We start from the raw sequence: 14,695 nt of genomic DNA on the forward strand, positions 1-14,695 counted from the left end.
CAAAATTTATTTTTTAATGATTTTGATTGGTTTTTGTTCTCCATTGGAGTAAACTAGGTTTAGACTATAAACATTATCTGGTAGGTCATAAAATGAAACTACATAACTGTTCTCATTTTCTAGATTTTTGAAAGTTTTTATAAGTTGACCAGTTAATGAATATAGATTAATAGAAACGACTTTTATATTATTTATTAGATCCCATTTTAGATATAGTTGCTCTTTTACTGGATTTGGATAATAGGAAATAACATCTTCAGGAGAAAATTTTTTTAAATCTTCATTTTGTAATTCACTGACTTCTTTTGGTGGTGTTTCTGAAGTTTTTGAAGAACAACTAAGGCAGAGTTGTCTTACTATTTGGTTTCCAGCACTATCGTATTGGAAAGAAAGTTTTTGAGCATGACTTATGCTTCCAATTAGTATAAGTAATAAAATAAATACTTTTTTCATTTTTTTTAGGAGTAAATTTCTTGCAAAAGTAAGTTTATTTTGTACATAAAACAATCATCATATTTAATGATTTTTTGTAAGAATTCATTCTTATAAATTGAAAAATAGATTTTTAAAAATTACATATGAAACAAAGTAAGAGACTAAATGATGTTTTTGAACAATATTTAAAAAGTAGAGTAGAGAAGAAAATAACTAAGATTTATAGAGTGCCATCAGGGTGCCCTACAACATCATCAAAATTTAAACATAATCTTTTTATTAAAAAAAGTAATAGTATTCTTTGATTTTATTATAACTAGGCTGGGTAATTTTTTCAAGATTTCAAGTTAAAAATCTTCTAATTAAGAATCTTTTATAAAAATAACTTTGTACTTAGCTACTTTGAGACTTTGTAACTTTTACCCTATATTTGCACACTTTTAAAAATCAAAATAATGAAAGCAGGAATTGTAGGATTGCCTAATGTTGGGAAATCAACTCTTTTTAATTGTTTATCTAATGCTAAAGCACAAAGTGCAAACTTCCCGTTTTGTACTATTGAACCTAATATTGGTGTAGTTAATGTTCCAGACCCAAGAATTAACCGTTTGGAAGAATTAGTAAAACCAGAGCGAGTGCAAATGGCTACTGTAGATATCGTAGATATTGCAGGATTAGTAAAAGGAGCAAGTAAAGGAGAAGGTTTAGGAAATCAATTCTTAGGAAATATCCGCGAGTGTAATGCTATTATTCACGTTTTACGTTGTTTTGATAACGATAATATTGTTCACGTTGATGGTAATGTAAATCCAATTCGTGATAAAGAGACTATCGATATCGAATTGCAGTTAAAAGACTTAGAAACAGTTGACAAACGTTTAGAAAAAGTAAATCGCGCTGCAAAAACGGGAAATAAAGAAGCACAAGCTGAAAAAGTGTTATTAGATAGAATTCGTGAAGCATTAATGCAAGCAAAATCGGCTCGTACGGTAATTCCTCAAAATCAAGATGAGGAAGAATTGATGCAAGAATTCCAATTGATTACAACAAAGCCAGTTTTATATGTTTGTAATGTTGATGAAAGTTCTGCTGTAAGTGGAAATAAATATGTTGACCAAGTGCGTGAGTTGGTTAAAGACGAACAAGCAGAGGTAATTATTTTGTCTGTTGGTGCAGAAGCTGATATTACTGAGTTAGAAAGCTACGAAGAGCGTCAAGTATTTTTAGAAGATATGGGCTTAACAGAACCAGGTTCATCTGTGTTAATTCGTGCGGCTTATAAACTATTAAATCTTCAAACGTATTTTACTGCCGGAGTTAAGGAAGTTAGAGCTTGGACAATCAATATTGGTGATACAGCGCCAAAAGCAGCTGGAGTTATCCATACAGATTTTGAAAAAGGATTCATCCGTGCTGAAGTTATTGCTTTTGAGGATTATTCAAACTATGGTTCGGAAGCAAAAGTAAAAGAAGCTGGAAAGTTACGCGTAGAAGGTAAAGAATATATTGTAAAAGATGGTGATGTGATGCATTTCCGTTTCAATGTATAATTTTTAATAATCTCATACATAAATAATTAAGCGAAACCCAGAGGTTTCGCTTTCTTTTTGGCTTAATTTTTGATTTTCATTTGTAAACTATTCTATGAAATTCAAAAAAGTATTCAAATTCTCTCTAAAATTAATACTGGGTCTCCTAGGTTTTTTATTAACCTATACTTTATGTGCTTTTTTATTACCTAAAATTTCAGTTAATTCCGATGTTTCATAAGAAGGAAAAACAATCCCGGTTTATATCCTGTCAAATGGTATCCACACAGATATAGTTCTTCCAGTTAAAAATAACCTGTTTGATTGGAGTCAAAAGGTAAAATTCGAGAATACAATTGCTAAAGATTCAACAGCTCAATTAGTAGCCTTTGGATGGGGTGATAAAGGATTTTATCTGGAAACACCAACTTGGAATGATTTGAAACTTTCAACAGCTTTAAAAGCGGCAATAGGTTTCAGTACATCCGCTATTCATGCTACATTTTATAAAAGCTTGAAAGAGAATAACAATTGTAAAAAAATAATTGTTTCTGAAGCAGAATATCAAAAATTAATAGACTATATAAATGACTCTTTTCAATTAGATTCAGATAATTATATGAAAATTGAAACGAATGCGGTTTATGGAAAAAATGATGCTTTTTATGAAGCCAAAGGAAGTTATAGCCTATTTCATACCTGCAATACCTGGACCAACAATGCCTTGAAGGCATCCAATCAGAAAGCAGCCTTGTGGACAGCAACTGATACAGGAATACTATATCATTATTAATTATAAATAGCTTTTATTTTTTATATCTATTTTTTAGAGATCTTTTTAAAACTACTTTTTCCTTCTTTTTCTATTCGAAGGATGTAAATTCCATTAGAAAGATTTGATAGATTAATACTGTTTGAGTTATTATTTTCCAGTAATTTTTCTCCAATTAAATTGTAAAGAGTTAATTTTTCAACTTGTACAGAAATTTGTAAAATTTCATTTGTTGGATTTGGAAAAATAATCAAATTGTTTAGTTCTTCCTTATCTAAAGATAATACACTCTGATTTAAATGGTATGCAAGGGCATTGTTTCCACCAGACCAAACATAATCTAGGCTAGCGTCATTATTAATATTGGCGATAGCTACTTTTCCCATATTTAAACCTGTATTTTGATACATATTGATAGAAGTATTGAAATTATGAGTAGCATCATTTGCAAATATTGCAATGTTATTCGTGAAAGAAACATATAAATCTTGCCAGCCATCTCCATTATAATCGTTGGAGTCCAAAGATATTATATTTGGTATCGAAGTCAATGTAGCTTGATAAGTCATATTACCATTTCCATTGTTTGCAAACCATTTGACTTTTCCTGCACCATTTCTACCAACAATATCAAAATCTCCGTCATTATCTATGTCGATTGGATGTACTAAAAAATATACTTCAGGGGTTATCGAATAATAATTTGGTGAAAAAATAGCATTTCCATTATTAATATAAACAACCAAACCAGCAGTTTCTCCTGATATAATGTCTAAATCTCCATCATTGTCCATGTCTTTGGTAGCGATGTCTAAACATTCTAAAACTAACGGAGAAGTACTTGTGTTTAATATAATTTCTTTATTAAATTGACTATTACCATTATTTCTGTAAAAATCAATGGAATGTTGTCCGATAACTACAATATCGTCAAAATTGTTCTGATCAAAATCGGCTACAATAACATCATTCAATATCATGTTATGGGAATCGATTATAGATGTTGTATAAGAGCCATTATTATTGATGAAAATTTTGACTTCATTGGTTGCTTTACCAATGGCAACAAAATCTATTAAATTGTCATTATTGAAATTCCCAGTTGCGATTCCTCTACAAAATTCAAAGGGTTCTATGATATTAAAAGCTGAAAACGTATGATTCGTTAGATTGTTGTAAAATCCTAATCTACCATTGGTTCCTGTAGAAGAAGTAATGATGTCATTAAAACCATCATTATTTAAATCAGAGGAAATGATCTTGGTTATACCAGCAGTTTCAACAGCTGTGTCTATAAAATTTGCAGGGCTAATTTGCGCCTGTAATTTGAAAATTAGAACAGTTCCCAATATACAAAAAGTAATTTTTCTCATGTTTTATCTCTAATTATTTAAAATACAACAGTTTGTGATTTAGCAAATATATAAAAGTTATTCTTACAAATTTTTTACAAATTTTATAGACTACAATTTGAGAAGTTTCGTAACTGAATATTATTTTTTCTTGTTCAGTAGTTGAAGTTGCTAAAATTTATAAATTCTCTTTGATTCTAAATAAAAAAGAAGAAAATTAAGTGTAGAAGGAAAAGAATATATCGTTTATGATGATTACGTAATGCACTTCCGCTTCGATCTATAATTTTTTGAATAGAAAATAATATAGGTTCGAGTTAATTTATCTCGCATTTTTTTTATCTTGTAAATAAATTTAAAAAGTATGAAAATAGTTGCCTTTGGAGGAAGTAATAGTAAAAACTCAATAAATAAAAAATTAGCTACCTATGCTTCAACTTTATTTAATGATGCTTTAGTAGAAATTCTAGATTTAAATGATTTTGCATTACCACTTTTTAGTGTCGATTTGGAAAAACAAATTGGACAGCCACAGTTAGCTAAGGATTTTTTGAATAAAATTACTTCTGCAGATTTTTTAGTGGTTTCATTAGCTGAGAACAATGGAAACTATTCGGCAGCATTTAAAAATTTGTTTGATTGGTCTTCCAGACAAGCTAAAGAGGTTTTTCAACAAAAACCAATGCTATTAATGGCTACATCACCAGGAGGTAGAGGAGGAGCTACAGTTTTAGAAATTGCTAAAAATGCTTTCCCAAGATTTGGAGCTGATATTAAAGGAACATTTTCATTACCAAGTTTTAATGATAATTTTGATATAGAGAATTTAAAAATTTCTAATTCTGAATTAGATTCTCAATTAAGGGAGCTTGTAGCTGAAATAATCTAATCATAAAAAAGCCTTCAAATTATTGAAGGCTTTTTTTAAATGAATATTTTAATTTTTTTGCTTGTCTTTTTCTTCAGGAGATATTTTTTTCCAATCACCTTCCAAATCTTCTCCAATTCTAATCATTTCAATATCTAATTTTGTTTCATTACCAAAGCCTGAGGCTTCACTATAATAGTAACCATCTAATGATATTCCTAACATATATTTGTTATCTACAAGATTATTAATGGCAATGGAAAATTTACCATCTTTATCGGATACACAATTATTTATCACATCTTTTTCAGTAATTATTACACCTGAAAGTGGTTTTTTACTACTGTCGTGAATTATGCCTGTTATAATTTGGGAATATCCGTTGGTAATTCCTAAAATAAGCAAAACTAAAAATAGTATTTTTTTCATTCTATGAATTAAAACTTAAGTCCAAGTCTTGCGTAGTAGTATGCACCACTAAAGCCCATTTGTACAGCATCCCAATATCCACCAGCTTCAACCCAATCATCTTGTTGATCAGGATATATATTAAACATATTGTTGCTTCCTAATGTAAGTTTGAAATTTTTAGATAGTTTAAAGCCTAAAGTTAAATCGGTAACAATTTTAGGGTCATATGTGTCAGTTGCAGCTTTAATTTGGTTGTCAAATGAACCATAATCAGCAACATCCTCATATACTTGATAATCCAATAATTTAACTTCACTAAATCTAGTAAATGCAAGGCCTGCATCAAACCATTTTCTGCCGTAATTTAAATTTAAAGCAAACTTATTTTTTGGTGCTGAAGCTAATAAAAAGGCTTTATCTCTCTCCCCAAAGAATGTTTGTTCATCTAAATTATGATTCTTTACTTTAGAAATTTTCATTTCATTTATATTACCTACGAATGTAGCTCCAAAATTAGATTCACCAAATTTTTTCTTCCACGATAATACAAGATCAATACCTTTTGTTTTTGTATCTGCACCATTTACGAAAAATTGAGCTTGATCTACACCTAAGCCTAAAGAAGATGCATCAAAATAGCCTGTTAAAACAATTCTGTCTTTTACGTTAATCATATATCCATCAATTGTTGCTGTAAAATTTCCAAAATTTGCTGTTGCTCCAAATGATGTATTTATAGCTTTTTCTTCGTTTAGTTTTTCTATACCAAAAGCTCTTGTAACTGAACTTTCATTATTTGCTAATAAAATTTCAGAAGCACCAGAGCTGCTAAAGTTTGTAAAACTAGTGTTGTAATAAATTTGCGCTAATGAAGGTGCTCTAAATCCTGAGCTTATTGAAGCTCTTAAATTTATTTTACTTGTGATTTTAAGCCTAGAGGCTATTTTTCCGTTTAAAGTACTTCCAAAATCACTATAGTTTTCAAAACGAGCTGCGCCACTAATTAGTAATCTTTCTGTAATATCAAATTCAGCATCAGCATAAAAAGAGATGTTTGAACGAGTCTCATTAACTTCATTTTTAGGACTATATCCAGGGAAACCTTGTGATCCACCTGGTCTCGGATTACCACTAACAGGATCAATAGGAGCAGATTGTGTTGAAGGATCAGTTATTACATTGCCGTTTGTATCATAAGTTGCGTACGATCCAACTTCACCAGCAAAAATTTCGAATCTTTCTAATCTGTATTCAGCTCCAAAAGCTAAATTCATCCCTTTTAAAACTGAGTCATAATTTTTTGAAAAATCAAGGTTAATTGTGTTTTGGCTTAAGCTATGTCCTCCAGCATCAAACTCTCTCGGAGAATTACCTTCTAATGATGCATTTAAAGTTCCTTTTATTCTATAGTCGAAAATGTTTTTCCCATAAGTATTACTTAAATCCATTTTCCATCCCTTGTCAGATTTTCTTCTAAAACCAACAGCAATAGAATTATCAACAATGTTTGATGTAATTCTAGGAGTAAATCCTCCAGGATAAATTGATTCTACAACTCTTTCTCCATCATTTCTTGTGAAAGCGTAAGCGTCAGTATCTCTGTAGTTTCTTCCTCCAAAAGCATAAAAATCTAGTTTGTCACAAATTGGAACTGATAGATTTGCCATTATGTTGGCACTCATGATTTCGGCTTCTCCAAAGCCTTTTCTAAAGTCAAAACCAGGACGTAATGTTTTTTCCTTATTTAAAAATTCTGTGGTAAAGTTTACAAAACCACCTTTTTTACCAAGAGAAACACCATAGTTTGCTCCAACTTTTACAGAGTTTCCATCAAAACGTTTGTTTTTTCCAAATGAATTTCCATTACCGTTTTGATCTAACCTAAAGCCCTTGGTATTAGCAGTTCCTAATGGAAAATCTCCATCTGCTTTTGTATTATAAGCCCCATAAGTAATGGCTCCGTTGAGTTCATTAACATTGTCATTAAGGACAATATTGATTACTCCAGAAATAGCATCTGAACCGTATTGTGCTGATGCTCCATCACGTAAAATTTCAATTCTCTTAATGGCAGAAGCTGGTATTGTATTCAAATCAGTTCCAGTGTTTCCACGACCTCTAGTACCAAATAGATTTATTAATGAAGATTGATGTCTTCTTTTTCCATTGATTAAGACTAAAGTTTGATCTGGTCCCATACCTCTTAAAGATGCTGGATCTACGTGATCTGCCCCATCAGATCCCGATTGTTTGTTAGCATTAAAAGAAGGAGCAACATATTGAAGTAACTCATTAATCTCTATTTTACCACTTTGAGTCGTTACGTCTTTAACATTAATAATATCAATTGGAACAGCAGAATTTACAACAGTTCGTTTTGAATTTCTTGAGCCAACTGTTTGGATTGTGACTTCTTCTAATTCTTTAGTTTGTTCTTTTTCCTGATCTTGCGAGTACGCATAGGATACACACAGTAAGAGAAAGGATAAATTGATTAGTTTTTTCATAAAATGTTTGTTTAGTTTAAGCTAATGTATGTATTTTTTTAACATATTTTAACAAATTATTCGTGATTTTATAAGATAAAAATTGTTAATAAATGAATCTAGTGGTTTCTTAATAACTTTCGGTGTGGTCTATTTCATTTTAGGCTCATTTCTATTATATTAGCAAAAAATCCAAAAACTAGTTATGCTGGAGCAAAATCAATATACCGAAGACAATATACGTTCTCTCGACTGGAAGGAACATATCCGTATGCGTCCTGGTATGTACATTGGTAAATTAGGTGATGGTTCGTCGCCAGATGATGGGATTTACATTCTGTTAAAAGAGGTTCTTGACAACTGTATCGATGAATTCGTAATGGGTGCTGGTAAAACTATCGAAGTTACTCTCAAGGATCGAATGGTGACCGTACGTGATTACGGACGTGGTATTCCTTTAGGAAAAGTTGTCGATGTAGTTTCTAAAATGAATACTGGAGGTAAGTATGACTCAAAGGCCTTTAAAAAATCTGTTGGTTTAAATGGAGTAGGTACCAAGGCTGTTAATGCACTTTCTACTTTCTTTCGTGTAGAATCTGTTCGTGATGACCAACAAAAAGCAGCCGAATTTTCTGCGGGTAACCTTACCCTTGAAGAAGAAGTTATAACCACAACAAAACGCAAAGGGACAAAGGTCTCTTTCGTAGCTGATGATACTATTTTTAAGCATTACAAATACCGTAATGAATATATCGTAAAAATGCTTAAAAACTATTGTTACCTAAACACAGGATTAACGATAGTTTATAATGGTGAAAAGTTCTATTCTGATAATGGATTAAAAGATTTATTAGAAGAAACAATTTCTGAAGAAGATATGCAATATCCAATTATTCACTTACGTGGTGATGATATCGAAATTGCGATGACACATAGTAAGAGTCAGTATTCCGAAGAATATTATTCATTCGTTAACGGACAAAACACGACACAAGGAGGAACGCATTTGGGCGCTTTTCGTGAGGCTATTGTAAGAACGATAAAGGAGTTTTATAATAAACCTTTTGAAGCTTCTGATATTCGTAAATCAATTGTTTCTGCGATTTCTGTAAAAGTTGAAGAGCCAGTTTTCGAATCACAAACCAAAACCAAATTAGGTTCGACTGACATTGGTCCAAATGGTCCATCGGTACGTACATTTGTAAACGATTTTATTAAAACGAATCTTGATAATTTTTTACATAAAAACCCTGAAGTAGCTGATTTATTACTTCGTAAAATCCTTCAGGCTGAACGCGAACGTAAAGAACTTTCGGGAATTAGAAAATTAGCCAAAGAACGTGCTAAAAAGGCAAGTTTACACAATAAAAAATTACGTGATTGTCGTGTACATTTAACTGATGCTAAGAATCCACGAAGTTTAGAAAGTACATTATTTATTACCGAGGGAGACTCAGCTTCGGGTTCAATTACTAAATCACGTGATGTAAATACACAAGCTGTATTTAGTTTGCGTGGTAAGCCATTGAATACCTACGGAATGACAAAGAAAATTGTGTACGAAAACGAGGAATTCAACTTACTTCAAGCGGCTTTGAATATCGAAGAAAGCATGGAAGATTTACGTTATAACAATATTGTAATTGCTACCGATGCTGATGTTGATGGTATGCATATTCGTTTGTTATTGATTACGTTTTTCTTGCAGTTTTTCCCTGAAATTATCAAAGAAGGACATTTGTATATTTTGCAAACGCCGTTGTTCCGTGTGCGTAATAAGAAAGAAACGATTTATTGTTACAGCGATGATGAGCGTAGAGCAGCTATTGATAAATTAAAACCAAAACCAGAGATTACACGATTCAAAGGATTAGGGGAAATTTCACCTGATGAGTTCAAACATTTTATTGGAGAAGACATTCGATTGGATCCAGTAATGTTGGACAAAGCGACTTCTATTGAAAAACTATTGGAATTCTATATGGGTAAAAATACGCCAGACCGCCAAGAGTTTATCATCAAGAATTTGAAAGTGGAGTTGGATACCGTTGAAGAATTAACATCTTAAAGTTTATGGTTCACAGTTCACAGAATTTTCTGTTAGCTGTTAGCTGTTAGCTGTTAACTAAATTATGAGCGAAGAAAACGAAAATATAAACGAAGAAGAATTAACACCTCAAGACGATAATTTATCTGAAGAAAACACTTCAGAGGAAGGTCATTTTGAAGGCGAACATTTTTACGACCAAGACGAAGAAAATCCAGAAGCAACCATAACCAAAGTTACAGGAATGTATAAGGATTGGTTCTTAGATTATGCTTCTTATGTAATTTTGGAACGTGCCGTACCCGCTATTGAAGACGGTTTCAAACCCGTGCAGCGTCGTATTATGCACTCGATGAAAGAGTTGGATGATGGTCGCTATAACAAAGTAGCCAATGTGGTAGGACACACCATGCAGTATCACCCTCACGGAGATGCGAGTATTGGTGATGCTATGGTGCAAATTGGTCAAAAAGATTTATTGATTGACACTCAAGGAAACTGGGGTAATATCCTAACTGGTGATGGAGCAGCAGCGTCACGTTATATTGAGGCGCGTTTAAGTAAGTTTGCGCTTGAAGTTTTATACTCTCCTAAAATCACCGAATGGGGTTTGTCGTATGATGGTCGTCGTGCAGAACCCATCAATCTTCCTGTAAAGTTTCCGCTGTTGTTAGCACAGGGTGGAGAAGGGATCGCCGTAGGTTTATCAACTAAAATTTTGCCTCACAATTTTAATGAATTGATTGATGCGTCGATTAAAATCTTAAAAAATAAACCATTTACAATATTTCCAGATTTTCCAACAGCTGGAATCGCTGATGTGTCTAATTACAATGATGGTATGCGCGGTGGACGTGTTCGTGTTCGTGCCAAAATTTCGCAGTTAGACAAGCAAACGTTGGTTATTACTCAAATTCCGTTTTCAACCAATACCACTTCATTGATTGATAGTATTTTGAAAGCCAATGATAAAGGGAAAATCAAAATCAAGAAAATTGAAGATAATACAGCAGCCGAGGTTGAAATTTTAATTCACCTTCCGCCTGGCGTTTCACCTGATAAAACAATCGATGCCTTATATGCTTTCACGGCGTGTGAAACTTCCATTGCACCTTTAGGTTGTGTGATTGAGGATAACAAACCGTTATTTATTGGTGCTTCGGAAATGTTGAAGATTTCAACCGATAGAACCGTTGATTTATTGCGTCAGGAATTGGAAATTCAATTGAAGGAATTACAAGAAAAGTGGCATTTCTCTACTTTGGAAAAAATCTTCATTCGTGAAGAAATGTATATCGACTTCAAATTATATTCTGATAAGGAATCCTTGTATGAATACATGTATAAACGTTTCGAACCATTTAAGAAGTTATTAGTTCGAGATATTGTTGATGAAGATTTACAACGTCTAACCCAAATCCCGATGATTCGTATTACGCGTTTCGACTCTGATAAGGCGGATGATGCTATTGCGAAGTTGGAATCTGAAATGGAACAAGTAAAACATCATTTGGCCAATCTGATTGATTTTGCGATTGATTATTTTGCTCGTTTGAAAGAGAAATATGGAAAAGGACGTGAACGTCAAACCGAGATTAGAAACTTTGATACTATTGAAGCAACTAAGGTTGTATTACGTAATACCAAATTGTATGTAAATAAAGAAGAAGGTTTTATTGGTACTGGCTTAAAGAAAGACGAATATGTTGCTGATTGTTCTGATATTGACGATGTGATTTGTTTCCTCCGCAATGGGAAAATGGTCATTACCAAAGTAGATGAAAAGAAATTCATTGGCAAAGACATTATTCACATTGCCGTTTTTGATAAAAACGATAAGCGAACGATTTATAATATGATTTATCGTGATGGTAAATCAGGCCCTTCATTTATTAAACGATTCAATGTTTCGGGAGTAACTCGTGATAAAGAATACGATTTAACACAAGAAAAAGCTGGATCGCAAGTATTGTATTTTTCTGCCAATCCAAATGGTGAAGCCGAAACAGTAACCATTTTATTACGTCAAGTAGGAAGCGTTAAAAAGCTGAAATGGGATGTTGATTTTGCAGAAATCATGATTAAAGGACGTGCTTCTAAAGGAAACACGGTTTCAAAATATCCTATCAAAAAAATTGAACTGAAAGAGAAAGGAATTTCAACTTTGCGTCCACGTAAGGTTTGGTTCGATGATACAGTACAACGTTTGAATGTTGATGGACGAGGAGAGTTGTTAGGTGAATTCAGACCTAATGATCGATTATTGATTATTAATCAATCAGGAAAGTTAAAAACTATTATCCCGGAATTGACTACCCATTTTGATGAGGACATGATTATCCTTGAAAAATGGCATCCTAAGAAACCTATTTCGGCGATTTATTATGACGGAGAAAAAGAACGCTACTTTATTAAACGTTTCTTAGTTGAAAACGAAAACAAAGAAGAAATTTTCATAACTGAACATGAAAAATCTCAGTTAGAAATAGTTTCGACCGATTGGCGCCCAGTAGCTGAAATTGTTTTTGTGAAGAGTAAAGGAGTTCAAAAAGAGAACCAAACCATCGATATGGAACAGTTCATAGCTGTGAAAGGAATCAAGGCGTTAGGTAATCAATTAACTACTGATAAATTAAAACAAGTCAACTTGCTGGAATCACTTCCTTATGAAGAGCCAATAGAGGTAATTCCTGAGGAAATAGAAGTTAACGAATCTTCTTCTGAGGAAGGGACTGAGCTAACGGATTACAATATCAGTCTGGATGACGATGGTCAAATCACATTAACTTTAGAATAAGTTTTAAGAAAATAGTAACAGTTTACGCTGTTACTATTTTTTATATTTGCTCATACGAAATGAGAAGAAAAGTATTTACATATTTAATCGTATTCTTATTAGGCATGTTTGTAATGCCTCAAGATGTTTATGCATGTAATATGAAAATGAATGTAACTTCTCATAAAATAATCACTTCAAAAAAAACAGCAACAAAAAGTTGTTGCGATAAAAAATCTTCTTCAAAAGATAAGGGATGTAGCAAAAGCTGTAATGATTCAAAATGTCAATGTAGTTCACTAGGAAGCTGTACTTCATTAATTTTTGGTACTACTGAAGGCACTACTTGCTACTTTTTTCCGTCTATTGAAAGAGGAAACAACTTTCATTATAATGATTTCGTTTCTAATGCATTTGTGACAATCTGGTCACTCCCTAAAATAAGCTAAACGATTTTCTGCATAGCCATAATTGTACATTTTCGGAAATGATAACTATTCCAATTGCAATTATTTATCTAAATTTATACTAATAACAGCCTGTTTTTCAGTCTTTAAAATCGTTTACTTATGAAAAATATATTTCAAAATATAACTTTATTGTTAAGTGTGGCATTACTTTCTATCTCATGTGAAGCCCAAATAAAAAATGAAAAAAAGGAAACCGTAAAAATCACTGGGAACTGTGAAATGTGTGAAGAAACCATTGAAAAAGCAGGGAATTTAAAGAAAATCGCCGCTGTCGATTGGGATAAAGACACAAAAATGGCAACAATAAGTTATGACGACAAAAAAACCAACAAAGAGGAAATCTTAAAAAGAATTGCTTTGGCTGGTTATGATAGTCAATTTTTTCTGGCTCCAGATCAAGCCTATAAAAATTTACCTGAATGTTGTCAATACAAACGTGAATTTAAAAAGGAAACTATTAAATCGGTTTCAAAAGAAATGGCACATAATCATGAGGATCATGTAAAAAGTCAAGAAGTGATTCAAGAAAAAAATCAGTTAGAAAAAGTTTATGAAAACTACTTTATGCTTAAAGATGCTTTAGTAAAATCTGATGGAAATAAGGCTTCTGATTTGTCAAAAGTTTTATTGACAGCTATCAATGAAGTCAAAATGGAAAAATTGGACAACGATGTTCATTTGGTTTGGATGAAAGTAATGAAGAATCTAACAGAAGATGCAGAACATATCAATGAAACTAAAGATGTTAAACACCAAAGAGATTATTTTATGACGCTTTCTAAAAATATATATGCGTTAATGAAAGTTGATAAATCTAAGGAGCCCGTTTATTATCAATTTTGTCCAATGGCGAATGATGGTAAAGGTGCCAATTGGTTAAGCAAAGAGAGTACAATTAAAAATCCGTACTATGGTTCGATGATGCTAAATTGCGGTAAAACGGTTGAAAAGCTGAAATAATGAAGATCTATATCAAAAATATGGTTTGTAGCCGCTGCAAAATGGTTGTTAAGTCCGAGTTAGAAAAACTCGGGCTTAGCGTCCTTTCAGTAGAACTTGGCGAAGCAGATATTATTGGTTCTTTAGACGAAAATAAAAAAGAAGAAATCGTCAGGCAATTGGAACAATATGGTTTTGAAGTAATCGATGATAAAAAAAGCAAAATCATAGAACAAATAAAAACTATTGTCATAGAGCTTGTGCATCATAGTCAGGATAAAATCAAAACGAACCTTTCTGATTTTATTGGCGAAAAACTTAACCTTGATTACAATTATTTGAGTAGCCTGTTTTCGGAAGTAGAAGGCCTTACAATAGAAAAGTATTATATTCTGCAACGTATTGAAAGGGCAAAAGAACTTTTGGTTTATGATGAATTGTCTTTGAGTGAAATTGCGTATCAGCTTAATTACAGTAGTGTAGCTTATCTAAGTAATCAGTTTAAAAAAGTAACTGGATTTACACCAACTTATTTTAAACAATTAAAAGAAAAAAAACGTAAGCAAATCGAAGACCTATAAAAATTACAAATCAAACTCGGAATAGTGTA

General features: G+C 32.2%; 12 protein-coding genes. 8 read left to right on the forward strand and 4 right to left on the reverse strand.

Annotated features, from left to right (window positions below):
- Positions 1-6: 6 nt before the first annotated feature.
- Positions 7-453: a T9SS type A sorting domain-containing protein gene (locus LJY17_RS02165; protein ID WP_264542230.1), complete on the reverse strand. Its 447-nt coding sequence runs from the start codon at positions 451-453 to the stop codon at positions 7-9.
- A gap of 437 nt (positions 454-890) precedes the next feature.
- Between LJY17_RS02165 and ychF the strand changes: the two genes are divergently transcribed.
- Both ychF and LJY17_RS02175 read left to right on the forward strand, forming a co-directional pair.
- Positions 891-1,985: a redox-regulated ATPase YchF gene (gene ychF / locus LJY17_RS02170; RefSeq protein ID WP_264542231.1), complete on the forward strand. Its 1,095-nt coding sequence runs from the start codon at positions 891-893 to the stop codon at positions 1,983-1,985.
- A 232-nt stretch (positions 1,986-2,217) separates the two neighbouring features.
- On the forward strand, positions 2,218-2,757 hold the full coding sequence (locus LJY17_RS02175; RefSeq protein WP_319800137.1) for a TIGR02117 family protein: 540 nt from the start codon (positions 2,218-2,220) through the stop codon (positions 2,755-2,757).
- A gap of 26 nt (positions 2,758-2,783) precedes the next feature.
- Here the strand turns inward: LJY17_RS02175 and LJY17_RS02180 are convergent, their stop codons facing one another.
- The gene (locus LJY17_RS02180) at positions 2,784-4,109 is read right to left on the reverse strand and encodes an FG-GAP repeat domain-containing protein (protein WP_264542232.1); all 1,326 of its coding nucleotides are present in this window, start codon (positions 4,107-4,109) and stop codon (positions 2,784-2,786) included.
- Positions 4,110-4,452: 343 nt separating this feature from the next.
- On the opposite strand from LJY17_RS02180, the gene LJY17_RS02185 reads away from it, so the two are divergent.
- On the forward strand, positions 4,453-4,977 hold the full coding sequence (locus LJY17_RS02185; RefSeq protein ID WP_264542233.1) for an NADPH-dependent FMN reductase: 525 nt from the start codon (positions 4,453-4,455) through the stop codon (positions 4,975-4,977).
- A 48-nt stretch (positions 4,978-5,025) separates the two neighbouring features.
- On the opposite strand, the gene LJY17_RS02190 is transcribed toward LJY17_RS02185, so the two are convergent.
- Both LJY17_RS02190 and LJY17_RS02195 read right to left on the reverse strand, forming a co-directional pair.
- Positions 5,026-5,385 carry a carboxypeptidase-like regulatory domain-containing protein gene (locus LJY17_RS02190; protein ID WP_264542234.1) on the reverse strand — a complete coding sequence of 120 codons (360 nt, stop codon included), beginning with the start codon at positions 5,383-5,385 and terminating at the stop codon, positions 5,026-5,028.
- An 8-nt stretch (positions 5,386-5,393) separates the two neighbouring features.
- Positions 5,394-7,874: a TonB-dependent receptor plug domain-containing protein gene (locus LJY17_RS02195; protein WP_264542235.1), complete on the reverse strand. Its 2,481-nt coding sequence runs from the start codon at positions 7,872-7,874 to the stop codon at positions 5,394-5,396.
- 184 nt (positions 7,875-8,058) lie between these two features.
- Here LJY17_RS02195 and LJY17_RS02200 point away from each other — a divergent pair, with 184 nt between their 5' ends.
- From LJY17_RS02200 to LJY17_RS02220, 5 genes are all read left to right on the forward strand, one after another.
- A complete protein-coding gene (locus LJY17_RS02200; protein ID WP_264542236.1) occupies positions 8,059-9,921 on the forward strand; it encodes a DNA topoisomerase IV subunit B in 1,863 nt (620 codons plus the stop codon).
- Positions 9,922-9,985: 64 nt separating this feature from the next.
- The gene (locus tag LJY17_RS02205) at positions 9,986-12,697 is read left to right on the forward strand and encodes a DNA gyrase/topoisomerase IV subunit A (RefSeq protein WP_264542237.1); all 2,712 of its coding nucleotides are present in this window, start codon (positions 9,986-9,988) and stop codon (positions 12,695-12,697) included.
- A 59-nt stretch (positions 12,698-12,756) separates the two neighbouring features.
- The gene (locus LJY17_RS02210) at positions 12,757-13,125 is read left to right on the forward strand and encodes a hypothetical protein (RefSeq protein WP_264542238.1); all 369 of its coding nucleotides are present in this window, start codon (positions 12,757-12,759) and stop codon (positions 13,123-13,125) included.
- A 120-nt stretch (positions 13,126-13,245) separates the two neighbouring features.
- Positions 13,246-14,106: a DUF3347 domain-containing protein gene (locus tag LJY17_RS02215; RefSeq protein ID WP_264542239.1), complete on the forward strand. Its 861-nt coding sequence runs from the start codon at positions 13,246-13,248 to the stop codon at positions 14,104-14,106.
- A complete protein-coding gene (locus tag LJY17_RS02220; protein ID WP_264542240.1) occupies positions 14,106-14,666 on the forward strand; it encodes an AraC family transcriptional regulator in 561 nt (186 codons plus the stop codon). The genes LJY17_RS02215 and LJY17_RS02220 overlap by 1 nt, the downstream gene beginning before the upstream one ends.
- Positions 14,667-14,695 lie beyond the last annotated feature (29 nt).

Origin of the sequence: Flavobacterium hankyongi, from assembly GCF_036840915.1 — a bacterium.
GTDB lineage: Bacteria > Bacteroidota > Bacteroidia > Flavobacteriales > Flavobacteriaceae > Flavobacterium > Flavobacterium hankyongi.

What these genes read in the sequence shown, in the direction of transcription:
- LJY17_RS02165 (WP_264542230.1), bottom strand. Translation starts at nt 453, where the DNA reads ATGAAAAAAGTATTTATTTTATTACTTATACTAATTGGAAGCATAAGT.
- ychF (WP_264542231.1), top strand. Translation starts at nt 891, where the DNA reads ATGAAAGCAGGAATTGTAGGATTGCCTAATGTTGGGAAATCAACTCTT.
- LJY17_RS02180 (WP_264542232.1), bottom strand. Translation starts at nt 4,109, where the DNA reads ATGAGAAAAATTACTTTTTGTATATTGGGAACTGTTCTAATTTTCAAA.
- LJY17_RS02185 (WP_264542233.1), top strand. Translation starts at nt 4,453, where the DNA reads ATGAAAATAGTTGCCTTTGGAGGAAGTAATAGTAAAAACTCAATAAAT.
- LJY17_RS02190 (WP_264542234.1), bottom strand. Translation starts at nt 5,385, where the DNA reads ATGAAAAAAATACTATTTTTAGTTTTGCTTATTTTAGGAATTACCAAC.
- LJY17_RS02195 (WP_264542235.1), bottom strand. Translation starts at nt 7,874, where the DNA reads ATGAAAAAACTAATCAATTTATCCTTTCTCTTACTGTGTGTATCCTAT.
- LJY17_RS02200 (WP_264542236.1), top strand. Translation starts at nt 8,059, where the DNA reads ATGCTGGAGCAAAATCAATATACCGAAGACAATATACGTTCTCTCGAC.
- LJY17_RS02205 (WP_264542237.1), top strand. Translation starts at nt 9,986, where the DNA reads ATGAGCGAAGAAAACGAAAATATAAACGAAGAAGAATTAACACCTCAA.
- LJY17_RS02210 (WP_264542238.1), top strand. Translation starts at nt 12,757, where the DNA reads ATGAGAAGAAAAGTATTTACATATTTAATCGTATTCTTATTAGGCATG.
- LJY17_RS02215 (WP_264542239.1), top strand. Translation starts at nt 13,246, where the DNA reads ATGAAAAATATATTTCAAAATATAACTTTATTGTTAAGTGTGGCATTA.
- LJY17_RS02220 (WP_264542240.1), top strand. Translation starts at nt 14,106, where the DNA reads ATGAAGATCTATATCAAAAATATGGTTTGTAGCCGCTGCAAAATGGTT.